Below are 22001 nucleotides of genomic sequence, written 5' to 3'. Positions count from 1 at the left end.
AGTTAAGCTGCGATCTTCAGCAATTCGGGGTGCGTAAGCAGATCATTCACCAGCATGCGCAGCTCCGTCGGAGCCTGTTTATCGACACAGGCTTTAGCTACGGATGAAAACTCCTGATCTTCCGCACAAAGCTGCGCTAACCCTCGTGCCGCGACAAGGCGTAACGCTTCCTGAGTATGAATCATGGGGTTAGTGTCTGCATCGTTGTATTCCTTGATTCTCTCCAAACAACGATCCCAAACATCTGCTCGGTTTCTATTCAACATGGGCAATCGATTCAAGCCCAAGATTTCGATAGTCAGTGCTACGCGATCAGTCTTCGGCTGAGTCAAGCCCGGGCAAGCTGTTGCCAAGCATGCTTCGTCATCTATCCGCTCAAATGACATAAACCACGCGTCATTGGTCAGCGGGTCAATCAGAAGAGAACCTTCAGCCTGAAGGGTTAGAGGCAAAGCAGCCTGTGCCACACCAGGTAACTGGACCGGAAACAGATCCCGCTTTTTGACATTCAGTAGCTGCCCAGCAAGCCGGTAGTTCTTCCAATCAAACGTCAGCCACCAGTAACCAGGCCGCTCTGTCTTATCAATCTGTGCCGCACGGCCTTTGGGCCGGAAGTGGTCGACGTGATAGGACGATACCGACTCCTTAGCTTCGCTATACCAACACTTGTGATGGTGAATTTCGGTAAGCCAATTCAATAGGCGTGGATCTCGCCACAACTTTCGATGCGCGAATACCAAGGCGATTCGCGTCTTGTCATCAGGAGCGTTCTTGAGCTGCTCCGTAAGGGCCTGCGCCTCATCCATCCAATTCTGCGGTGGAGTACTTCCAACAGGAATACGCACGGGCCTCACGCAGACTCCCCCGTCTCTGGTTTCAAGGCCTTTGCCAAGGAAGCCATCTCACTCATTCTTTTATCAGCCGTCATGGCTTTCGTAATTTCTTCAGCCAGCTTGTCTTGCTGCTGCTGTTGCTCAGGCGTTAGCAACTCAGCCATCGGCAAACTACGCGCCTCGTACATCTTCTGAATGAACAGCTGATAAAGCGGGTCGCGATACTCTCGCGCAAAACCCAAATCTGTTAGGTAATCCTTGAGTCCCTCCAGTTCGTCAGGTTCCCCCTCAATTAATTCGCCTCTGGCCTCCTTGGCCAACAGCTCGTTCCGACGATCCAGATCTTTTAACGTTTGCTGATCGAGGGTCGATGGCAAGCCAAAAAGCTCACTTTTGAGCAGTCCGGCGACCCCCATCCCTTGCGGATGAATGCTGGGTACCTCAATCTCAGTGCCAGTATTAGTTTGCCGTATCACATGCACTTGCTCGCGCTGCAAGTTCCCCAGCAGAATCGGGTCGTGCGTGGTCAGCAGCACCTGCGATTCTCCCGCTGCGCCCAAACCCGCCTCGTTGCTCATCGCATCGTTGATCTCGTCAAGCAGACGCAGCTTCCACAGTGGGTTGAGATGGGTATCGGGCTCGTCGAGGAGGAACAGGCAGTGATCGTCACGCGTGATACGCATGAGGCCCAATACCGTAAGCATCTGCAGCTCGCCTTCCGAAAGCTGGGTGAAACTGACCTTGCCATCATGCCCGTCACCCAGCTCGCGCTTCTTTACCGTGATGCGCACCTCCTCGATCAGGTCGCCAATATAGGCCCCCTCGGCATAGCGAAAAAAACTGTCAGTGCCGCCCACCAGTTCGCCCAATTGCTTGAGCTTGGCCTGGCTGGGCACATAGAGGTAGAGCTGGCGTTGCTTCTCGGTGCGGCCACGGAAATCGATCTGCTTGTCCACCTCCTGTGCAATCGGTGCCCAGGCTACCTGCCATAGCTTGTCCAGAAACTCGCTCACCACATTGCCACGCGCGTACCAGAAGCGTGGGTCGCCCTCGTTGAGTTCGTTTTCCTCGAACTTGCTCTCGCGTCGCTTGGTGCGCAAGCGATGCGGCTCCTTCAGCACAAACAGCGCGGACTCCAATGACTCGATGTGCAGGTTCTTCAGCACGTTCTGGAAGACCGGGTCATCGGATAGCAGGCAAGCCAGCAACACCAGTTGGCTATGTCCTCCTCGGCAGTAGAAAAGTCGGCGCAAGCGGTCGTCACCCAACTGTCGATCCCGGTTCTCTATGTCGCGATGCAGTTTTTCAGCGGCCTCGGCGTCGAAGTCCGCATTGCGATACAGGCTGGCCAGCGCCTCGCCAGTGAGCTTCTCTGCCACCACAATTTCCTGCCGACGGTTGAAGCGCCGCTGATGCTCCTGAAATAGCGCCTCAATGCGCTCATTGCGACCGGAGTAGTAGGCAAACACATGGGAGGGCAACAACTCGCGGTTTTTCAGCAACCAGCCTTGCGACTGCTTCTCGCCATCTACCCATACATAGGGCAGCTTCTGTTTGGCCGTGTCGGCCTGCAGCTTCACGATTCGCCCGCGAATCTCGTATTCCAACGTGTAATCCAGTGGCTGCTTGTCGAGCGTATGACTCGGCTCATCCAGATCGATATTGCGGAAGATAGTGATTAGCGCTTCGATCAGGTTGGATTTGCCCGTGCCGTTCTGACCGATCAGCGCATGGCTGCGGATGGGCCGCGGCGCTTCTGCCGGGCGACCGGACACGGCCTCCAGTCGCGTCGAAAACGTGAGCTCGGCGCCGCGCAGATTGCGGAAATGCGGAATGGCGAGATAGCGCAGTTGCATCAGGCCTCGGCTTTATCGGTCTTCTCGATTTTTTCAAGCACATCAGCCACCTGCGGCTCTTCGATCCAGCCCTGGGCGACTTCGGTCTTGAGCTGCGCGTAGAAGGCATCGATCTCTAGCGTGGAGCGTTGCCACAGGTCTTGGGTTGCAAGCTCGCCTTTGTGGCGAGCCAGAATACTGGCCAGAGGCGCTTGCTCCTTGACGCTGGGCGCCTGGCCCAGACGCAGCTTCGAAATCAATTCGGTTTGCGGGACTTTCACGGGTTTGTCTTCCTCTTGTTCGACGGCAATACCAGTAAGACTTGAGACGGCAGCGCGCGCCAGTTGCTGAGCCGCTGCATTCTTAGCCTTGAGCAGGTCACTCATACCGTCGCATTTCCCTAGTAACTCATTCAGTCGAGCAACTATTCGCTCTTGTTCCTCGATCGGGGGAAGCGGTACAAACGTCTCTTTGATTTTTCCAACGCTCAGATTGGGTTGAGGCCCGCCTTCGGCTTGTAGTCTGATTTCGTCGTAGATTTTTTCGAAGTAATACTTCAGAAACCTTTTTGTTCTGACTGAAGCTTCAAAAAAAACCAATGCCGCAATCGCTTGATTTGTTGCTCCTGCCAAGGTCAGCTCACTAACTTGCCCGCGAGTTTTTCCTTGTCCGTAAAGGGCCACAATTAAAGACCCTGCTGGAAATATCTTGCAATTGGTCTCGTGCAATGCTTTTTCGGTGATGTACGTTTCGGGTACGCGGGCGAACTTGTCATTGGTTGCAGCGCTTGTGTACCAAGGGGTCTCTCCACCGTAGTAATCGTTCTCCGATTTTCTAGGCGTTGCACCTGTACCAACTGCAACTAAGTCCGCGACTCTTGCCCATGCCCAACCCTTGGGGAGCAGATAAGGCAATTCTTCCGTACGTGGCAATGGAATTGCGGTACTTGCTTTAATTATCCTGTCGGCCACTCGCTGCAGTCGCTCTGCTTCAACTGCCTGAAGCTGCTTGTGTGCTGAAGTGTCCAGTCCAGACTGGTCAACCAGAAAACCACGCATCGCCATATTTAGCATCAGTAATTTGAGCGTGACCACATCCTCTGGCGCGCTGAACAAGCGGCCGAAGTTCGCTTCCAGCCGTGTCCAGCTGGCTAGCAGTTCGTGTGGACTTTGGGCGTTGGCAAGGGCTTGCAGAGTGGCTTGGCGCAGGCTATTTTGCAGTTTGCGGCGTTTCTGCTGCTCATCCTCCAGCTTGTCGCACAGCGCCATCAGCTCATCGATTTTGGCAACGATGCGATTTTGCTCTTCGAGTGGCGGCAACGGAAATGGAATCATCGCCAACGCTTTGCTCGAAAGATTTGAAATCCCGATCCCTTTGCGATGAGCATTGTTCTCACCTGTCGCATTCAGTTTTTCGAAGAAGCGATAGGCAAAGAACGGATTGATCGATCCGAAGAATCTTGCACGATGGACATGATTCTGGAAGCAAACTTCGTAGTCGGCTGTCCATACTGCAGCTCGTCCAGCTTCACCACCTTCGCAGATCAGCAAATCATCTTTCCTGGCCGAGCATTTTTCCAACTCTTCCTCGCGAATGAGCATCGTTCTTACATTCGTAAGATCGAACCTGCCCCAATACAAATTTGATGTCGTAATGTAGTCACGCGGCAAGCCGCTGTTTCGCACCGAATCGAGCGTCTTGCCTGAGTTGTGTGTTGCGATGTCGCCGAACCTTACCCATAGCCAGTTGCCTGGAATCGAATGAGGCTCTTCTCGCTTCATAAGTCCAGGCAGTGGTGTGGGACGGCGTATCAAACCGGAACTGACGGACTCCTGTTTTTCTCTTTTTACAGTATCAAAAAGTTCATTCGCTTGCTCATTCGGTAGTTGCGGCAGCAACCTTCCCTGCATAGCCAAAACAAGCACCAGCTCACGCAAACGCAGAACACCGTTTGGCGCATTCGCGATATGCCCGAACTCGGCCAGAAATTGTTGCGCGTCCATCAATGGCGCTCCCCGCTGCGGTTTTCCAGCCGCGCGCACGATTGCGCAACGGCTTCGTGCAGCCTGGCTTGCAGCACTTCCTTGGGTGACAGGGCGGTGAGGTATTCGGTCTCCAATTGTCTCGACACTGCGAAGACAATTTGCTTGCCGCGTGGCGTTCGCTCGTCCTTGAACAGTTCGTTGTCCATTCGCCCTGGAAGCGTCGCCGGTGTCGGAGATGTTTTGCAGCAGGAACTCATTCTTCTGCGGCCTCCGCCGTAAAGTGATGCGCCAAAGCTGCAGCCAGCTCGCTTTTGAGCTGATTTTCGGTTTCTTCGATCTGGCCGAGCAGGGCTTTGTACTTCTCCAGCAGCAGGTCGGGGTCGTGAGTTTCCTCTCCGGCTGCGTAAGGGTTCTTGCGGTCGAGGTTGTAGATGGGCCAGTAGAGGCGGTCGCCTGCGGCTTGAGCGTCGCGGGCTTGCAGGCGCAAGCCTTCGATCTGCGGCCACAACATTTCCATCTGATCTTCTACAGGGCGGCGCTGGGCGTGGTCGGTGATGCCCTTGATAGAGTCTCGCAGATCACGTGCGCGGCTTTCGAGCGCGCTGGCTTCATTGTTGAGCTGCTCCGAGCGATGCCAGTGCGGCTGGGCAACTGCGCTGGCCTGCTTGCGCGTCTTGCCAAACTCGTACTTCCAGGCTCGCTTTTCAGTAATGTCTGGATCGGCGTCGTAGGCTTCGCGCTTGGCAAAGTTGCCTGCTTCACTTCCCCACCATTCTTTGATGGGATCAAACTCCCCGATCTGAATGGGCTTGGTTTTGGAGTAGCTCTTGTAACCCGGTGGGTAGGGATGATCGTAGAACCAGATGGTGTCGGTGTGAAAGTGCTCTTCACCTTCGCCCACCACAGCACCCTTGGTGAAGAAGAGCAGGTTGGTCTTGATGGTGGTGTAAGGCGCGAACACCCCCTTCGGCAACCGGATGATTGTGTGCAGATTGCAGTCTCGCAGCATCATTTCTTTGAGCGTACCTTTGATGCCATCACCAAACAGGAAGCCATCGGGTAGTACAACCGCTGCGCGACCGTTTTCTGCCAATAGCTTTTTGACGATGAGCGCTATGAACATGTCGGCGGTTTCGCGGGTGCGGACGGCTGCGGGGTAGTCACTGCCTACGCCATCGTCTTCATATCCACCGAAAGGCGGATTGGTGATCAGACACATCACCTTTTCGTGCGCAGCCCAGTCGTTCCAGGGGCGGCCAAGGGTGTTGCGGTGCTCGATCTGGCTGGGCACGTCAATGCCGTGCAGCAGCATGTTGGTGGTGCAGAGCAAGTGGGGAAGCTGCTTTTTCTCGAAGCCGCGAATCAGGGTTTCGATCTTCTTTTTGTCGTCAGCCTTGGATTTGGTGTTGATCTGTTTGCTGAAGTGATCAATCGCTGCTGTTAGGAAGCCGCCGGTTCCGCAGGCTGGGTCCAGCACTTTTTCATTGCCCTTAAGCCTAGGATTGACGCGCTCGACCATGAACTCGGTGATGGCGCGCGGGGTGTAGAACTCTCCCGCATTGCCCGCACCGCGCAAGTCGTTGAGAAGCTGCTCGTATACGTCACCAAGCTGCGCGCGTTCCTTGAAGTCGTCAAAGTGGATCGCTTCCTCCAGCTTCTCGATGACCGCGAGGAGTTGGGTTCCGGACTTCATGTAATTATTGGCGTCTTCAAAGACGCTGCGGATCACGGCATGCTGGGGGCCTTTGCTGGCATCCAGTTCTTTGAGCTTGGGGAACAGCTTGTTGTTGACGAAGCTGATGATTTCGCTGGGTGCAATTTGCGGCTGCTTCTTGCCATCTTTACCAGACACATAAGCCGCCCAATTCCGCCAACGGAATTCTTCTGGCAAAGGCGATTTGTATTTCTTGCGGACGCTCTTTGCGTCGTCTTCCCATTCAATTTCGCGCTGATCGAACACTTTGAGGAAGAGCATCCACGTGAGCTGGCCGAGGCGTTGAGCATCGCCGTCGACACCGTCGTCCTTGCGCATGATGTCCTGAATGGACTTGATGGTACTGCTGAGATTCATTGGGTCTTTTTTTCTTTCATCGAACCTGAGGCGGGTGCTCAGGCTTGCTTCTGGTCTGGCTGCTCATAGAGCGCTTGCTCAAGTGCTTGCACAGCTTGGGTGTATTGGTCGACGCCGCCGAAGATACCGCGCCGAATTTGGGTTTTGCTGCCAAATTGGTCGAAAGGCGGTAATTCGAGCACTTTGGCGTCTTCAATGTCTTGCACGCCGTGGTCGGCAAATTTCTCCAGTAGGGCTTCTAGGACGGCACGCGCCTGTTCGCCGTACTGACCAAACACGTCGCGCTTTTTGACATTGTTGGCGCGCTCGCGACGGGTGAGCGGCTTCTGGTTGAAGGCAACATGGGCAACGAGGTCGAAGGCGTCCAGTTCTTCGCCGTTGCTGACGGCCTGCTGCAGGACTTCCAAAGGTACACCATGATCGGCCAGTTCTTCGAGTACGGCTTGCTTACGCTCTGCGGCATTCCAGCGGCGCAAAAAATCCGACATCGTGCCGAACTCCGCTTGTAGCGCCTTGCGAATTTCATCTTTGAGCAAGACGCGGTAATCCTCGGTGATGAGCTTGCCATCGGCGTCGAGGTATTGCGAACGTTCAACAGCTACATGCACGTTTACATCGCCAATCACATACTTGGTGCGACCGTCGCCACCACCGCCAGTATTGCCACCGGGTGGTGTGTCATCACCTCCAATGGTTCTGGGGTCATAAGGTGGGGTCGGAGGCTCGCCAACCCCCGATGGGGTCGTATCTTCTGGGGGCACCACGGGTTCGTAGGGTGTGGGCTCGTAAATCACCACGGGTTCGCCATCAAAATCAGGATCGGCAAACAGGCGGGTGGCGCCTTTGAAATCCATGATGGTGAAGTATAGTTTTTGGTAGTCCTCACGCAGGCGGGTACCACGGCCGATGATCTGCTTGAACTCGGTCATCGAGTTGATGTTCTGGTCCAGAACGATGAGCTTGCAGGTCTTCGCATCTACGCCGGTGGTCAACAGCTTGGACGTCGTAGCAATGACCGGGTAAGGCTCGTCGTTGTCTATGAAATAAGAGAGCTGAGCCTTGCCTTCATTGTCATCGCCCGTGATGCGCATCACGTAGCGGCGGTTGCTGGCGGCGGCGGGAATGAGCTTCACCAGCTCTTGCCGCATGCGTTCGGCGTGATCTTGGTCATCACAGAACACAATAGTCTTGGCCATTGGGTCGGTGGCCTTGAGGTATTCCCACACTTTGCTGGCAACGAGCCTGGTGCGGTTCTCCAGCACCAGCGTGCGGTCGAAATCTTTTGTGTTGTATTGGCGTTGCTCAACTGCTTGGCCGAACTTGTCGAGTTTTCCTTTTTCAGGCATGTAGCCGACCGCATCGACATCGGTGGCAATGCGGATGACCTTGTAGGGAGCGAGAAAACCGTCCTCAATGCCTTGCTTTAGCGAGTAAGTGTAGACAGGGTCACCAAAGTAGGTGATGTTGCTGACCTCCTTAGTTTCCTTTGGCGTGGCTGTCAGGCCCAAGTGCGTGGCACTTCTGAAATAGTCGAGCACGTCGCGCCATGCGGAATCATCAGCGGCGCTGCCGCGATGGCACTCATCAACAACAACCAGATCGAAGAAATCAGCCGGAAACTGCTTGTAAATCTGCTTCCACTCCTCCTTGCCAGTAACCGCCTGATAAAGAGCAAGGTAGATCTCGTAGTTTTTCTTGATCTCGCGATTGGTGACCTTGTGCATGACCTCGCCAAAGGGGGCGAAATCCTGTTGCATGGTCTGATCGACGAGGATGTTGCGGTCTGCAAGAAACAATATTCGTTTCTTGGCCTTTGCTTTCCACATACGCCAGATGATCTGAAATGCGGTGTAGGTCTTGCCAGTGCCGGTAGCCATGACCAGCAGCACACGTTGCTGCCCTTTGGCTATCGCTTCGACGGCGCGGTTGATCGCCACACGCTGGTAATAGCGCGGCTCACGACCACTACCGTCTGTGTAATACGGTTGCTCAATGAGTTTTACAGCAGCTGGTGCGGTCAATCCCTTCCATTGCTGGTAAATAGGCCACAAGTCATCGAATGCTGGAAACTCGCTCAACTGCAGTTCGCGTTCAACGGGTTGCGTAATACCCGTACGATCGTGCAGCAAAAAACCATCACCATTGCTGCTGATGGCAAATGGGGCATCCAGCATTTCGGCATAGGTCAAAGCTTGCTGCATGCCATGGCCAACAGAAAACTTCGCCTGCTTTGCCTCCACCACCGCGAGAGGAACGTTTGGCCTAGCGTAGAGCACAAAGTCCGCACGTTTAGGACCGCCTTTGGAGTCTGGATTTTTGATACGCGCTGCGAGTTTTCCGCGCACCATGACACGACCGTCAGTGAACCTCACCTCTTCGCGGAACTGATGCTGCTGCCACCCAGCCTGCACGATGGCCGGCGTAATGAACTTTGTGCAGATATCGCGCTCACTGAGTTGGTCCTTGTCCATTCTTCCCTCGTTATTGGGCAAACAGCCCCTGATGCTCCCGGCAATACTGCAACCCACCAAAACGCTTGGCATTGTTCCAGCAAAACTTGCCTTCGGGGAAGCTGATCTTCTCACGGCAATGGGCGCAGATCAGCTTTTTGGCCAATGAGGCATCGGGCTGTGCGGGTGCCGGGGCGGCGGGTTCTGCTGCAAACACCGGCGGTGAAGGCCGAGGTTCCATCACAGCCTTGGCCAACTGAGGCTTGGGTTGCATAAAGTCTGGCAGGTCCAGCAGGTCTGGCGGACGGTGCTGGCGCTTAAGCTTCTCGCCCCATTCCTTGATGGTGTCTGGGCTGCGGATGTTGAGCATGGCCTTGAGCACAGCACCCGTACCGATGCGGTCCACCAGCTTTTCATGCCAGGCGCGGAACTGGTCGGCCTTGATGAGAAAGCTGGTGTCAAATGCCTTGGCGTCCGGCCGCTGAATGATGGCTTGCGGGTGCATCAGCACCACGTTATGAAACTCGGGCAGCTTGTCGGTGCGGGTGCTGATTTCAAGCCGTTCCAGCAGCTTGCCCAGGATGCGGGCGTGGCGGCGGCTTTGCTCGTAAGGGGATGGAATGCCGTAGCGCTCCCTGCCGTATCGCACGGTGAATTCGCCATGGGCGTTGACTTCCAGGTCGCCTGAGTAGTTTTTGGTTTCAATCAGCACCATGTAGCCGGTGCGATTGATGACCAGATGATCAATTTGGGCCACCTCCCCATCGATCTGGAACCGCAAGTCGTGGAGCAGGACGTTGTTTTGGCCGTCCTTGTAGTGGCCGTCGAGGTGAAAGGCCGCTTCTCGCTCGCCCTTGATGCCGGCGGTCAGGTTGCGCAGTTCAATGCGCAGCCACTCTTTTTGGCGGGCGTCCAGCAAGTTGGACTTTTGCAGGTCTTCCAGCAATGCCAGGCGTTTGTTTTTGTCGTCGGCCGATTTGAGCAGCATGTGTTCTCCCCCTATTGGCGATGACTATATCCCGCGGCGTCAGGGCTTACGCCTGTGGGGCCTCTGCTTCCGTGAGCAGCTTCACCAAGGGGTCATTGATGAAGTACACCGCCTTGCCTGGCTCCGGCCCCTTCATGTTAAATATTTGGATGATTTTTAACGTGAAAAAACCTTGTGTTAAATATCTCCCTCTTTTTGGCCCTTTGACAAGCGCTGCAGGGGCAAATGCACCCACAAGCTTTAAAAGCTGCTCTGAAGGCTCCAAAATCAGGATTTTCGGTATCAAAATTGCACTAAGCCCCGCCTGACGGGTGCAAGCAGCTATTAAAAACATAGCGTATGTCAAAAAGCCGCCTTTGGGCGGCTTTTTAAACCAATCTTTAATACGAAGCGCAAGTATGAAAACAGGCTTGAACAGCGCGCGGATGGTGACACCCAGCTAGTCACCCCCGCCGCCGCAACCCGAGCCGCATCCGCTGCTGCCGTCGGAACTACTGCCGGAACTGTCACCATTGCTGCTTGAAGACTCGCTGCCGCCGAACCCATCGGCGTCGCCGCTGTAGCTGCCGTCCGAAAAGCTTTCCCCGCAATAGGCTTGTGCCTGCGCCTGTTCGCCGTCACGGCGCACGCCGCGGCAATCGGCCAGGTACACAAAGCCGCCGGGGATCGCGAACTTGGCGTCCAGCGCGAACAGCAGCGGCAGACGGCTGGGCTGTTTGGGGTTGATGGATTCGTCGCGGCAGGACCAGAACCAGGCGCGGCGCAGGCCGTCGTTGGTTGAGGCTTTCCGGCCCAGCACTTCGGCCGGCACATGGTCGATGAAGCGCCCAATCACCAGGTCGCACCATTCGCGGTAAGCCGAGGTGTGGAGGATGAACTCATGCCACATGCTGTCGACCACCTGCGAGGGCATGGCGACGAAGCGCTTGTTGCTGCGCTGGCAGGCGGTGAAAAACTGCCGCAGCCCGCGCTCGACCAGCTCGGCGTCCCGCAGGGTGAGGTGCGGGTACGTGGTGACCAGCTTTTGCTTCAGAAAGTACGGCAGCGGCGCTTCACGCACCAGCCGGCGACGCTCCGAGGTCGCCCATATGGCGACAAGAGACAGTGGAAAGGCCAGCACAAGAATGAGCAGCATGGCCCCGTCCGGATGCAAGCCAGACAATACCGAAACCAGGAACAGGCAAGCCCAGACGAGGCCCAGCAACACGGCAGACAAACCTGAATACCGCAGCGCCAGCCGGCGCCACAGAGGCATCCGCAGCCCCCGGTAGGTATTGCCCAGCCGCGCCATGCCTCAGACCACCACCGGCTCGGGCTCCAGCAGGATGCCGAAGCGTTCGTAGACACTGGTTTGTATGGCCTTGGCCAGGGTCATGACCTCGCCGCCGGTCACCGGGTCGGCCGTGCCGCCGCGGTTGACCAGCACCAGCGCCTGTTTCTCGTAGACGCCGGCATTGCCGATGGACTTGCCTTTCGGGCTACTTGGCTCCACTGGAGCCGGAGTCAGAATGGTTTCAAGTGTGATGCGCTCACCGCTGGCCACCAGGCTGTAGTGCTGGGTGTCGTAGCTCTTGCCGTCCGAGGCAGTTATCCGGAATTTCCGGATAACTGAGTCCTCTTGCAACTCGCTGTCGGAAAAGATCTTCTTCAGGTGCTCATTCACCGTGCGCACGTTAACGTCGTACAGCGTACCCATCATCTTTTGGGTCAAACAGATGGATTGATCCGCATAAATGGCCTCCACACCATCCTGCCCACTGGGTGCAACAAAGGTCAAATATTCGGCAGCGGAGGAACGGGTGAGGGAAACCGCAGCCTTCCCAAGGGCAGGTGCCTGCTTTCTGGTCATGGGGTTACTTCTTTATGGTTGAAACACCTGAATACTGGCCATTTATACAGTAAATTGAGCCATATCCCACTCTCTCCATGATGAATCAGCATGCGCCCCTCCCCTCTGATTTCTTATTCAGCCAACTGCGCAATGTAAGCCGCGTAACTGTAGCTGCGCAAGCCCCGGCCGTGGCGGAATCTCTGCGTCAAATTGGCCTCTAGCCCTTGTGGGATGTTTGCAAGAAGCTATCAAAAGCATAGTGGCTGCTAACGCCCTACACAATTTGTGTACGTTAGGTTAAACTAACATTCAAGTGGATTGGGGGTTCCCGGTCGGCGCTACAGCCTCGGTGGGTTCATCGGGGCTTTTCGCTTTTTGGGGTGGGTAAATTATCAGCCCTACATTGTCGTAACTGACGCCGACGTGATCTCGCCCTCCGTCGCAATAGAACTTGCGTTTCAGCAAGTCGAAGGCTTGATTCACCTGCCCGGGGCGAATGTAATTCAGTCCCAAGGGTCGGGCCACCAGGTCAGCTAGCTGCAAGCCAGCCAGATTGGTCTTCTTGTCGGCAAACACAATGTCAAACGGCAGGTGCTTATTCCCCGGGTTGTCGCCATCGCAGATACGCCGAAATTCAAGCTCCAGTTCACTGTCTTCTCTCTTGCCCCGGCACTCCACCACTACATGGGTTTTCAGCTGGTCCTGCTTTTTCTCCGCGAGAAAGTTGCGCAGCGCCTCCAGGCAGATGCCGAGGGCGACATGGTAGGGGTTGGATGCCACACCGGCGCTTCGGCTTAGCCGGACCTTGTCCACAACGCAGGCAATCAAAATGAAGTTGCTCGCATCCATGATGGATGACAAGCGTCCCAAGAACTCCTTACGCGTTGGCAAGTGGCTCAGAAACGCGAAATCACCTTTTTGCTTGCGAATCTCGTTTTCGTGCAGCACCACGCTGTCATGTCCGAAGTAGTTGAATTTGAGTTTTTCAACGGCAGGGATGATTTTTTCACTGTAATGTCGCTTGTGAAAAATACATAGCGCCAGCACAAATACAGGGTAGTCGGGGTCGATGCTCGCCAGGGAGTGGTCGCCACTTTCATCCACGTACACCACATAGTCGCTGAATCGACGATCTGCGGGTGCGACGACCTGCTGCTCAACCGGCATGGGCTCGGCCGACTCAAAGAGTGCGTACTGGGTGCCGGGGGTGCTCATGCTGTAACGCCCTCTACCGGCTCATGCGCCGCTGGGCCCTCCATCAAACCACCACCGGTTCGGGCTCCAGCAGGATGCCGAAGCGTTCGTAGACACTGGTTTGTATGGCCTTGGCCAGAGTCATGACCTCGCCGCCGGTCACCGGGTCGGCCGTGCCGCCGCGGTTGACCAGCACCAGCGCCTGTTTCTCATACACGCCGGCGTTGCCGATGGACTTGCCTTTCCAGCCGCAGGCGTCTATCAGCCAGCCCGCGGCCAGCTTTACCGAGCCGTCGGCCAGGTGGTAATGGACGATCTTGGGTTCGCGCTGGATGATGTCGGCGCACTGCTCGGGCGAGACCGTGGGGTTCTTGAAGAAGCTGCCGGCATTGCCGATCACCTGCGGGTCGGGCAGTTTGGCCTTGCGGATCTCGCAGATCCATTCGTAAATCTGCAGCGCCTCGGGCGCCTGCACACCCAGCTGCTGCATCTTTTTCTCGATGTCGGCATAGCCCAGCACCGCTTTCCAGGCCTTGGGCAGGGCAAAGCGCACGCGGGTGATGAGGGCCTTGTCCGCCAGGCCGAAGCCGTGGCCGGCCGGGCCGGGCGCGGCGCTGCTGTGCTTGAACACCGAATCGCGGTAGCCGAAGGCGCATTGCGCGGCATTGAGGGTAAAAGCCTGACCCGTCGTCAGGTCCACGGCGTCCAGGGATTCAAAGCGGTCCTGCAGCTCCACGCCGTAAGCGCCTATGTTCTGTACGGGCGAGGCGCCGACCGTGCCGGGGATCAGCGCCAGGTTTTCCAGCCCCGGGTAGCCGTTTTGCAGGGTCCAGGTGACCAGGTCGTGCCAGTTTTCACCGGCGCCCGCCTCCACGATCCAGGCCCTGGCGGTTTCGCCCACGAGGCGCTTGCCCATGATTTCGACCTTGAGCACCAGCGGCTTGACGTCGCCGGTCAGCACGATGTTGCTGCCGCCGCCCAGCACGAACTTGGGCGCGGCTTTCAGGGCCGGGTCCTGAAGCACGGCGGCGATATCGGCCTCATCGGCCACGCGGATCAGGCTCAGGGCCTTGGCCACGATGCCAAAGCTGTTGGAATGCTGGAGTGGAACGTTTTTCTCGACTAACATCCGTGGGATTGTCTCACCCCAACACCCGTAACAAAGACTCGCACCATGCCCTCTTTCGACACCGTTCTTGAAGCCGATCTGGTCAAGGTCAAAAACGCCGTGGAAAACACCGGCAAGGAAATCGGCACGCGCTTTGACTTCAAGGGCACTTCCGCCTCCATCGAGTTGAAGGAAAAAGACATCACGCTGGTCGGCGACAGCGACTTCCAGCTCGACCAGATGAACGACATCCTGCGCAACAAGCTCACCAAGGCCGGCGTCGACATCCGCTTCCTGGACATCGGCAAGTCCGAAAAAATCGGCGGCGACAAGGTCAAGCAGGTGTCCAAGGTGCGCAACGGCATCGAGGCCGAGCAGGCCAAGAAGATCCAGCAGCTCATCAAGGGCAGCAAGGTCAAGGTGCAGGCCTCTATCCAGGGTGACGCGGTGCGCGTGACCGGCGCCAAGCGCGACGACCTGCAGGCCGCCATGGCCATGATCCGTACCGAGATCAGCGACTTTCCGCTGAGCTTCAACAACTTCCGCGACTAGCCATGAAGTCCCTCGCGTGGACACCGGGTGGCGCATTGCGCACGCTGGCGTTTCTGCTGCTTGGGGCTTCGGCCCTGCTGCACGGCGCGGCCCAGGCCCAATCGGTCAAGCTGGCCGGCATGCTGGGAAACAAGGCCCTGCTGATCGTTGACGGCGGCGCCCCCAAAACGGTGGCCCCCGGCGAGACGCACCAGGGCGTCAAAGTGGTGTCCACCGCGGGCGACCAGGCGGTCGTCGAACTCTCCGGCAAGCGCCACGCATTGCGGGTGGGCGAGGCGCCCGTGAGCAGCGGCGCCGGCGGCGGCGCGGGCACCCAATCGGGACAGGGCAACAAAATCGTGCTCATGGCGGGCAGCAACGGGCACTTCATGACAAGCGGCCAGATCAACGGCAAGACCACCCAGTTCCTGGTCGACACCGGCGCCAGCGTCATTTCCATGTCGGCGGCCGACGCCGACCGCATGGGCGTCGACTACAAAGCGGGCCGTACCGTCCAGTTGAGCACCGCCAACGGTACGACGGTGGGCTGGCAGGTCAACCTCGGCTCCGTGCGCGTGGGCGATGTGGAAGTCTTCAACGTGCCCGCCGTGGTGGCCTCGCGCGACATGCCCTTCGTCTTGCTGGGCAACAGCTTCCTCACGCGCTTCCAGATGAATCGCACCAATGAAGAGATGGTCCTGACCCGGCGCTTCTAGGCACAAGGGACGGTGGCAATTCCCGCCGTGATGGCGCCTCAGCTTTTTTTGCCGCCGCCCAGTTTCGACTCCGTCCCCTTGATCAGCTTGCTGATGTTCTCGCGGTGGCGGTACACCAGCAACGCGCTGATGGCGAACATCACCACCAGGATGGCCTTGTCGACGTACCAGGCCTCGCGGTCGCCGAAGAGGTAGTACAGGGGCGCAAACACCGCGGCGACCAGGGACGCCAGCGAGGAATAACGCGAAAAGAAGGCGATGATCACCCAGGTGGCCAGCGTCGCCAGGCCCAGTATCCAGCTGACGCCCAGCAGCACGCCCGCCGCCGTCGCGACACCCTTGCCGCCCTTGAACTGGAAGAACACCGGGTACAAATGCCCGAGGAAGGCCGCGAAACCGACGGCGGCCACCGTGCCGTCGCCCAGGCCGTAGTCGGCGCCGAACCATTTGACCAGCACCACCGGCAGCCAGCCCTTGAGGGCGTCCAGCAGCAGCGTCGCCACGGCGGCCGGTTTGCTGCCGGAACGCAGCACGTTGGTGGCGCCCGGGTTTTTGCTGCCGTAGCTGCGTGGGTCGCTCAGGCCCATGAGCTTGCTGACAATCACCGCGAAAGACAGTGAACCAAGCAGGTAAGCCAGCAGCGTGGCGCCGATTGAATATGCGTAAATCATGGGTCTCCCTCTTTATGTGTGGTGGCCGCCGGCCCCAGGCCGAAGTTCAGCCGTAGCCCGCGGCATTGTCCAGGCTGAGAACAGGTTCTAAGGCGCAGTTCACCGATTTTGCACCGAGCAATGTGACGCAGACCTGCGGGTCAATCCCGATGAGGTAGCCGCGCCGCCCGCCGTTGATGGCGATTTTAGGCAAGGCCAGGATGCTTTCCTCGATATAGACCGGCATGGCCTTGCGCGTGCCGAAGGGCGAGGTGCCGCCGACCAGGTAGCCGCTGTGGCGGTTCGCAACTTCCGGTTTGCACGGTTCGACCGACTTGGCGCCTGTTTGCCGCGCCAGGTTTTTGGTCGACACCTTGCGGTTGCCGTGCATCAGCACCAGCAAGGGCTTGGCGTCCTGGTCCTGCATGACCAGGGTTTTGACAACGGTGAAAGGATCAAAACCCAGCACCTCCGCGCTGTGCTGGGCGCCGCCGTGCTCCAGGTATTCGTAGGGGTGCTCGGTGAAGGCAACCTTGTTGGCCTTCAGCAGCTGCGTGGCCGGCGTTTCACTGACGTGCCGTTTCATAAGCTAAGAGGGCTTGAAGCCCTCACCACAAGAGTCCAGTACCGGCTTTCCCCTGAAACCTTGAAAGGAAACCTCTACTCCTTTTCGATTCCCGGTATCAGCCAATCTTGGCGACAGGCCACCCGCCCGATTGATGCCGACAAAAAGAAGTTTTCTGGGTATGCCGATTTCTTCCAGTGCAGCAGCCACTTTCGAGGCTCTTGCCCATGCCAACGCATTGGCATCGCGCTCGGAATCCTCAGCGTCCCCCACCACGACGATGGGTTCAATCGAAACCCCATCCGCCTGCGCCGCGCACAGGTGTCTTTTCAATGCCGTGATGGAGCGCTGATCAAACAAGTACTCGTTGGTCCTGAAATTGATGATCCGTTCCCCCGTGAATTTCGACAAGGCGACGCTCAGGGAGCCAGCGGCAAGCAAGCTAAAAAAGACTGCAGACCGCGTGAGCCTTTTCACAATGCAGGATCCCGCGCTTCCCAGCGAATTTTGTCGATCTCGGCCAGCACTTCGGGGCTCAGTTTGGTGCTGAAGGCGTCCAGGTCTTCATCCAACTGGGCCACCGAGGTCACGCCGATGATGGTGCTCGCGACCTGCCACTTGGTGTAGCAGAAGGCCAGCGCGAGTTGCGTCGGCGTGAGGCCGTTGGCGCGCGCCAGCGCGTTGTAGCGCCGCGCGGCGGCCAGCGCCTCGGGGCGGCCCCAGCGCTGCTTGCGCGTGGACTCGAACTTGGCGATGCGCGCTTCCTTGGGCGCGTTCGGGCCTTCGGTGCCCGACTCGTCGTACTTGCCGGTCAGCAGGCCGAAGCCCAGCGGCGAATAGGCCAGCAGCGAGACACCCAGGCGGTGCATGGTTTCGTCCAGGCCGTTTTCCACGGTGCGGTTGATCAGGCAGTACGGGTTTTGCACCGCGGCCACACGCGGCAGGCCGTGCTGCTCGGCCAGGCGCACGAACTCGTGCACGCCGTAAGGCGTTTCGTTCGAGAGACCAATGGCGCGCACCTTGCCCGCCTTCACCAGGCCGGCCAGCGCTTCGAGCTGCTCATGGATGGGGGTGGCGGAGCGCTCCTGCGCGGGGTTGTAGTACAGCGCGCCGAAGGCCGGCACGTGGCGCTCGGGCCAGTGGATCTGGTACAGGTCGATCACCTCGGTCTGCAGGCGCTTGAGGCTGGCGTCGCAGGAAGCCACGATGTCCTTGGCCGTCATGCCGCCGCCTTCGCGCACCCAGGGCATGCCGCGCGAAGGGCCGGCGACCTTGGTGGCCAGCACCAGCTTGGCGCGGGCCGACGGGTTGTTGGCAAACCAGTTGCCGATGATGGTTTCGGTTGAACCGCAGGTTTCGGCGCGCGCCGGCACCGAGTACATCTCTGCCGTGTCGATGAAATTGACGCCGCGCTCCAGCGAGCGGTCCAGGATGGCATGCGAGGTTTTTTCATCCACCTGTTCGCCGAAGGTCATGGTGCCCAGGCAAATGGGGGTCACCTGCAGGTCGCTGGAGCCGAGTTGAACTTTATTCATGGGAGTTTCGGTAAAGGAGAGGGGGATTGGCGGGAGGAAAGCGCTGTGCGTCAATGGAAAACCATGTGACGAAGATCACAAAGCGGCTAGTTTAAGGGCTTCGCACGCGGCTTGCTGGAAGCCCAATTCGCGCCCTTGTCTTACAACTCCTCACCAATTGCCTGCCTAGTATTCACACACCAACGATTTAATCCGTTCGGGCTGAATCCTGAATCCATCAAGACAGCTTCACAACGGCATCGTCCAATCTTCCCGAGGAGCATTTCCATGAACAAACTGACCATCACTTCCCTGACCTGCGCGGTCCTGGCCGCTTTCACCCTTTCGGGTTGCGCCAACATGACTGAAACCCAGTCGGGCACGGCCAAGGGCGCCGGCATCGGTGCGGTTGCGGGTGCGCTGCTGGGTGCGGCCACCGGCGGCTCCAAGGGCGCGGCTACCGGCGCGGTGCTGGGCGGCGCGGTCGGCGCGGGCGGCGGCTACATCTGGTCCAAGAAAATGCAGGACCAGAAAGCCGCGATGGAACAAGCGACCGTGGGCACCGGCGTGGCCGTGAGCCAGACCACCGACAACCGCCTGAAGCTGGACATCCCCAGCGACGTGTCGTTTGACGTGGGCCGCTCGGCCATCAAGTCCAACTTCGCGCCCATCCTGAACCAGTTCGCCACCAGCCTGAACCAGAACCCGGTCACGACGGTCACCATCATCGGCCACACCGACAACACCGGCTCCGACGCCATCAACAACCCGCTGTCGATAGACCGTGCCGATTCGGCCCGCGACTACCTGGTCAGCCGCGGCGTGGCCCGCACCCGCATCGTGACGGACGGCCGCGGTTCGCGTGAGCCGGTGGCCGACAATGCCACGCAGCAAGGCCGTGACAAGAATCGCCGCGTAGAGATTTACGTAGCCGAACAGGTCGCAGCCCGGTAATTTCACACCCCTGTTGAGGCTCACTGCGTGTAGCCTCCTCTCCCCTTGCAGGGGACAGGCGCTAGCGGCCTGGCAAAGCCAGTTCCGCGGCCCCTGCTGGAACAAAAAAGCACCTCTTGAGGTGCTTTTTTTATGGTCGTTTCAAGTTGACGGCTGCGCCTTGAATCTTTCTTCCTCCTGCAAGCGCAGCAGCCGCCTTTGCACCTTGCCCGTCGTCGTCATGGGCAGCGCGTCAATGAATTCAATCTCCTTCGGATACTCGTAAGGCGCCAGCATGTTCTTGACGTGGGCCTGCAGCTTCGCGGTGAGCTCTTCCTCAAAGCGCGCCGCACCGCCAGGATATGCCGCGCGGGCTGCAACCTGGTCGGGCGCAATCACCACATAGGCTTTGACGACCGCGCCGCGTTCGCGGTCGGGCTTGGGCACCACGGCCGCATTGGCGACGGCCGCGTGCTTGACCAGGCAGTTCTCGATCTCGCCGGGGCCTATGCGGTAGCCGGCGGCCTTGAACACGTCGTCGGCCCGGCCTTCGTACCAGAGATAGCCTTCGGCGTCGCGGCGCGCCAGGTCGCCGGTGCGGCACCAGTCGCCGGTGAACTTGCCATTTGTGGCCGCGTCTTTCTTCCAGTAACCCAGGAAGAAAATCGGGTCCGGGTCGCCGTGCACGTCATAGCGGTTCACCGACACGTCGCCAGGCACACCGACCGCGCATTCATTCCCCTCGTCGTCGATCACCGCGACGCGGTGGCCCGGGTAGGCCTTGCCCATGCTGCCGGGGCGCGCCGACCAACCTGCAAACGCCCCCACGCTTTTCACTTCGTGTAATGCGCTGCCCCCCGAGGGGGCTGAGCTTGCTTGGGGCGGCCCGGCGCTGCGCTCTCCATGAACCCTGTTCATGCTGCAGTTGCCAACCACGTAGTTCATCTCGGTCTGGCCGAACATCTCGTTGACGGTCACGCCCAGTTGCTCGCGGCAGTAGCTGAACACGGCGTCGCCCACCGCTTCGCCGGCACTCATCATGGCCTGCAGCGTCATCCTGAAATGCTGTGCAGGCTTGGGATAGGCCTTCATCATGGCCTTGAGCGCGGTGGGAAACAAAAAGGTGTGCGTCACGCCCTGCTCCGCCATCAGGCTGAAAGCCAGCTCGGGGCTGAAGCGGCCGTTGAAGGCGACGATGGGCCGGCCGAAATACAGGCTGGGCAGCAGCGCATCCATCAGCCCGCCGGTCCAGGCCCAGTCGGCCGGCGACCAGAACACGGCATCCGATTTTTTATTGGTTTTACCGTCAAAGCCAAACCAGTTGTGGCTGCAGACAAAACCCGGCAGGTTGCCGATGAGCGCGCGGTGCGGCAGCAGCGCGCCCTTGGGCGGGCCGGTGGTGCCGCTGGTGTAGATCAGGATCGCGCCTTCTTCGGCCTTGGTCTTGACCGCCGTGAACGCGCCCTTGTGCGCCGCCAATGCACTTTCGTAGTCCAGGTCGCCCTGGCCCCGCGCCGTGCCCGCGGCCACCACCGTGCGCAACGCCGGGCAATTACCGCGAATGGCCTTGAGGCTGTCAATCGAACTTTCATCGCAGATGGCCACCACGGCATCGCTGTCCTGCAGCCGGTACTCGAGTGCCTCGGGACCGAACAGCATGGACAGCGGCATGGCCACCGCGCCCATCTGGAACACGGCCATATAGGCCACCGCGGTTTCCAGGCGCTGCGGCATCACGATGGCGACGCGATCGCCGCGCTGCACGCCCAGGCCCGTCAACACCTGGCTGAGCGCATCGGCGGCTTTCTGCAGTTCCTGGTAGCTGTGAAGCACGGTTTTTGCGCCCGGCCTGTGCACGCGTATGGCGGTCCGGGGCTCGGCCCGTGCCCAGCGGCCGCAGCAGGCCTCGGCAATGTTGAAGTATTCGTCCACTTGCCAGCGAAAGCCGGCATGCATTGCCGCGTAATGATCGGGCTGTGCGCCTGTCAGCTTGTCCCTGTGTTGACTGCGCTTCGAATCATGTCTCTTTATCATGCAGACCAATGTACAAAGAAAAACGATCTTCCCGCAGCGAGTTTGTCCCTATACGCGGCCTCAACTACCACGTTCGGATCTGGGACAGTGCTGTTGATGCAAACTCCAAACTGCCGCCGCTGGTGCTGGTCCATGGCTGGATGGACGTGGCCGCCTCTTACCAGTTCATGGTCGACGCCCTCTCGGATGCTTTCACGCAAGGCCGCCGCATCATCGCGCCCGACTGGCGCGGCTTCGGGCTGACGGCCTCGGGCCCCGAGGGCAGCCCCGCCGACAACTACTGGTTCGCCGACTACCTCGCCGACCTCGATTTTTTGCTCGACCACTACGCGGGCGAGCGGCCCGTCGACCTGGTCGGCCACAGCATGGGCGGCAACGTCGCCATGCTGTATGCGGGTGTGCGGCCCGCGCGCATACGCCGGCTCATCAACCTCGAAGGCTTCGGCCTGCCGCCCAGCCAGCCCGAACAGGCGCCGGGCCGCTATGCCAAATGGATGGACGAGCTCAAAACCCTGCAGCGCGGCGAACTGGCGCTCAAGACCTATGACGATGTGGCCGGCGTCGCACGCCGCCTGATGAAGACCAACCCGCGCCTGTCGGCCGACAAGGCCGGCTGGCTGGCGCAGCACTGGGCGCGGCCGGACGCGGCGGGCAAATGGCAGATCCTCGGCGAAGCCGCGCACAAGATCACCAGCGCCCAGCTTTACCGCGTCGATGAGGCGCTGGCGATCTACCGCCAGATCAGTGCCCCGGTGCTGGCCGT

20 protein-coding genes and 1 pseudogene are annotated in these 22001 nt (G+C 58.8%); 4 read left to right on the top strand and 17 right to left on the bottom strand.

Annotated features, from left to right (window positions below):
• Positions 1-2 precede the first annotated feature (2 nt).
• From ACLV8F_RS01180 to murB, 12 genes and pseudogenes are all read right to left on the bottom strand, one after another.
• Positions 3-806, bottom strand: a complete 804-nt coding sequence (locus ACLV8F_RS01180) for a hypothetical protein (protein WP_411882417.1) — start codon at positions 804-806, stop codon at positions 3-5.
• Between the two features lie 44 nt (positions 807-850).
• Positions 851-2689, bottom strand: coding sequence for an AAA family ATPase (locus ACLV8F_RS01175; protein WP_411882416.1), 1839 nt, complete (start codon positions 2687-2689; stop codon positions 851-853).
• Positions 2689-4671, bottom strand: a complete 1983-nt coding sequence (locus tag ACLV8F_RS01170; protein ID WP_411882415.1) for a restriction endonuclease subunit S — start codon at positions 4669-4671, stop codon at positions 2689-2691. The genes ACLV8F_RS01175 and ACLV8F_RS01170 overlap by 1 nt, the downstream gene beginning before the upstream one ends.
• Entirely contained in the window at positions 4671-4859 is a 189-nt protein-coding gene (locus tag ACLV8F_RS01165) for a hypothetical protein (RefSeq protein WP_411882414.1), read from the bottom strand. Before ACLV8F_RS01165 ends, ACLV8F_RS01170 begins: the two co-directional genes overlap by 1 nt.
• A gap of 47 nt (positions 4860-4906) precedes the next feature.
• Complete coding sequence (locus ACLV8F_RS01160) at positions 4907-6724, bottom strand: N-6 DNA methylase (protein ID WP_411882413.1); 1818 nt, start codon at positions 6722-6724, stop codon at positions 4907-4909.
• Positions 6725-6762: 38 nt separating this feature from the next.
• Complete coding sequence (hsdR, locus tag ACLV8F_RS01155) at positions 6763-9195, bottom strand: EcoAI/FtnUII family type I restriction enzme subunit R (protein WP_411882412.1); 2433 nt, start codon at positions 9193-9195, stop codon at positions 6763-6765.
• A 10-nt stretch (positions 9196-9205) separates the two neighbouring features.
• Positions 9206-10120 (bottom strand): nuclease-related domain-containing protein, encoded by a 915-nt coding sequence (locus tag ACLV8F_RS01150; protein ID WP_411882411.1) that lies wholly within the window; start codon positions 10118-10120, stop codon positions 9206-9208.
• A gap of 88 nt (positions 10121-10208) precedes the next feature.
• On the bottom strand, positions 10209-10508 hold the full coding sequence (locus tag ACLV8F_RS01145) for a hypothetical protein (RefSeq protein WP_411882410.1): 300 nt from the start codon (positions 10506-10508) through the stop codon (positions 10209-10211).
• A gap of 93 nt (positions 10509-10601) precedes the next feature.
• Entirely contained in the window at positions 10602-11297 is a 696-nt protein-coding gene (locus ACLV8F_RS01140) for a glycine-rich domain-containing protein (RefSeq protein WP_411882409.1), read from the bottom strand.
• 159 nt (positions 11298-11456) lie between these two features.
• Positions 11457-11636: pseudogene (locus ACLV8F_RS01135) on the bottom strand (UDP-N-acetylenolpyruvoylglucosamine reductase); the annotation flags it as partial.
• A 666-nt stretch (positions 11637-12302) separates the two neighbouring features.
• Positions 12303-13208, bottom strand: coding sequence for a DUF3800 domain-containing protein (locus tag ACLV8F_RS01130; RefSeq protein WP_411882408.1), 906 nt, complete (start codon positions 13206-13208; stop codon positions 12303-12305).
• A gap of 43 nt (positions 13209-13251) precedes the next feature.
• A complete protein-coding gene (murB, locus tag ACLV8F_RS01125; RefSeq protein ID WP_411882407.1) occupies positions 13252-14316 on the bottom strand; it encodes a UDP-N-acetylmuramate dehydrogenase in 1065 nt (354 codons plus the stop codon).
• 45 nt (positions 14317-14361) lie between these two features.
• Here murB and ACLV8F_RS01120 point away from each other — a divergent pair, with 45 nt between their 5' ends.
• Together ACLV8F_RS01120 and ACLV8F_RS01115 are read left to right on the top strand one after the other, a co-directional pair.
• Complete coding sequence (locus ACLV8F_RS01120; RefSeq protein ID WP_411882406.1) at positions 14362-14847, top strand: YajQ family cyclic di-GMP-binding protein; 486 nt, start codon at positions 14362-14364, stop codon at positions 14845-14847.
• A 2-nt stretch (positions 14848-14849) separates the two neighbouring features.
• On the top strand, positions 14850-15542 hold the full coding sequence (locus tag ACLV8F_RS01115; RefSeq protein ID WP_411882405.1) for a TIGR02281 family clan AA aspartic protease: 693 nt from the start codon (positions 14850-14852) through the stop codon (positions 15540-15542).
• Positions 15543-15580: 38 nt separating this feature from the next.
• Here the strand turns inward: ACLV8F_RS01115 and plsY are convergent, their stop codons facing one another.
• The 4 genes from plsY to ACLV8F_RS01095 form a co-directional block, all read right to left on the bottom strand.
• On the bottom strand, positions 15581-16213 hold the full coding sequence (plsY, locus tag ACLV8F_RS01110; RefSeq protein WP_411882404.1) for a glycerol-3-phosphate 1-O-acyltransferase PlsY: 633 nt from the start codon (positions 16211-16213) through the stop codon (positions 15581-15583).
• Positions 16214-16259: 46 nt separating this feature from the next.
• Positions 16260-16778 (bottom strand): aminoacyl-tRNA deacylase, encoded by a 519-nt coding sequence (locus ACLV8F_RS01105; RefSeq protein ID WP_411882403.1) that lies wholly within the window; start codon positions 16776-16778, stop codon positions 16260-16262.
• Positions 16779-16781: 3 nt separating this feature from the next.
• Positions 16782-17168 carry a hypothetical protein gene (locus ACLV8F_RS01100; RefSeq protein WP_411882402.1) on the bottom strand — a complete coding sequence of 129 codons (387 nt, stop codon included), beginning with the start codon at positions 17166-17168 and terminating at the stop codon, positions 16782-16784.
• 62 nt (positions 17169-17230) lie between these two features.
• Complete coding sequence (locus tag ACLV8F_RS01095; protein WP_411882401.1) at positions 17231-18292, bottom strand: aldo/keto reductase; 1062 nt, start codon at positions 18290-18292, stop codon at positions 17231-17233.
• 267 nt (positions 18293-18559) lie between these two features.
• Between ACLV8F_RS01095 and ACLV8F_RS01090 the strand changes: the two genes are divergently transcribed.
• Positions 18560-19225, top strand: coding sequence for an OmpA family protein (locus tag ACLV8F_RS01090; protein ID WP_411878190.1), 666 nt, complete (start codon positions 18560-18562; stop codon positions 19223-19225).
• Between the two features lie 141 nt (positions 19226-19366).
• Here the strand turns inward: ACLV8F_RS01090 and ACLV8F_RS01085 are convergent, their stop codons facing one another.
• Positions 19367-21160: an acyl-CoA synthetase gene (locus ACLV8F_RS01085; protein WP_411882400.1), complete on the bottom strand. Its 1794-nt coding sequence runs from the start codon at positions 21158-21160 to the stop codon at positions 19367-19369.
• An 86-nt stretch (positions 21161-21246) separates the two neighbouring features.
• On the opposite strand from ACLV8F_RS01085, the gene ACLV8F_RS01080 reads away from it, so the two are divergent.
• Positions 21247-22001 (top strand): alpha/beta hydrolase (locus ACLV8F_RS01080; RefSeq protein ID WP_411882399.1); only part of this gene is annotated, 755 nt, incomplete at its 3' end.

This window comes from Polaromonas sp. YR568 (assembly GCF_943369675.1).
In the GTDB taxonomy this organism is placed as follows: Bacteria; Pseudomonadota; Gammaproteobacteria; order Burkholderiales; family Burkholderiaceae_C; genus Polaromonas.
The sequence above is the reverse complement of the archived record's forward strand: the minus strand, read 5'-3'. Positions and strand labels throughout refer to the sequence as shown.

Coding starts and splice junctions, on each gene's coding strand:
- ACLV8F_RS01180 (WP_411882417.1), bottom strand. CDS start 806: ATGGATGAGGCGCAGGCCCTTACGGAGCAGCTCAAGAACGCTCCTGAT.
- ACLV8F_RS01175 (WP_411882416.1), bottom strand. CDS start 2,689: ATGCAACTGCGCTATCTCGCCATTCCGCATTTCCGCAATCTGCGCGGC.
- ACLV8F_RS01170 (WP_411882415.1), bottom strand. CDS start 4,671: ATGGACGCGCAACAATTTCTGGCCGAGTTCGGGCATATCGCGAATGCG.
- ACLV8F_RS01165 (WP_411882414.1), bottom strand. CDS start 4,859: ATGGACAACGAACTGTTCAAGGACGAGCGAACGCCACGCGGCAAGCAA.
- ACLV8F_RS01160 (WP_411882413.1), bottom strand. CDS start 6,724: ATGAATCTCAGCAGTACCATCAAGTCCATTCAGGACATCATGCGCAAG.
- hsdR (WP_411882412.1), bottom strand. CDS start 9,195: ATGGACAAGGACCAACTCAGTGAGCGCGATATCTGCACAAAGTTCATT.
- ACLV8F_RS01140 (WP_411882409.1), bottom strand. CDS start 11,297: ATGCTGCTCATTCTTGTGCTGGCCTTTCCACTGTCTCTTGTCGCCATA.
- ACLV8F_RS01130 (WP_411882408.1), bottom strand. CDS start 13,208: ATGAGCACCCCCGGCACCCAGTACGCACTCTTTGAGTCGGCCGAGCCC.
- murB (WP_411882407.1), bottom strand. CDS start 14,316: ATGTTAGTCGAGAAAAACGTTCCACTCCAGCATTCCAACAGCTTTGGC.
- ACLV8F_RS01120 (WP_411882406.1), top strand. CDS start 14,362: ATGCCCTCTTTCGACACCGTTCTTGAAGCCGATCTGGTCAAGGTCAAA.
- ACLV8F_RS01115 (WP_411882405.1), top strand. CDS start 14,850: ATGAAGTCCCTCGCGTGGACACCGGGTGGCGCATTGCGCACGCTGGCG.
- plsY (WP_411882404.1), bottom strand. CDS start 16,213: ATGATTTACGCATATTCAATCGGCGCCACGCTGCTGGCTTACCTGCTT.
- ACLV8F_RS01105 (WP_411882403.1), bottom strand. CDS start 16,778: ATGAAACGGCACGTCAGTGAAACGCCGGCCACGCAGCTGCTGAAGGCC.
- ACLV8F_RS01095 (WP_411882401.1), bottom strand. CDS start 18,292: ATGAATAAAGTTCAACTCGGCTCCAGCGACCTGCAGGTGACCCCCATT.
- ACLV8F_RS01090 (WP_411878190.1), top strand. CDS start 18,560: ATGAACAAACTGACCATCACTTCCCTGACCTGCGCGGTCCTGGCCGCT.
- ACLV8F_RS01085 (WP_411882400.1), bottom strand. CDS start 21,160: ATGCATGCCGGCTTTCGCTGGCAAGTGGACGAATACTTCAACATTGCC.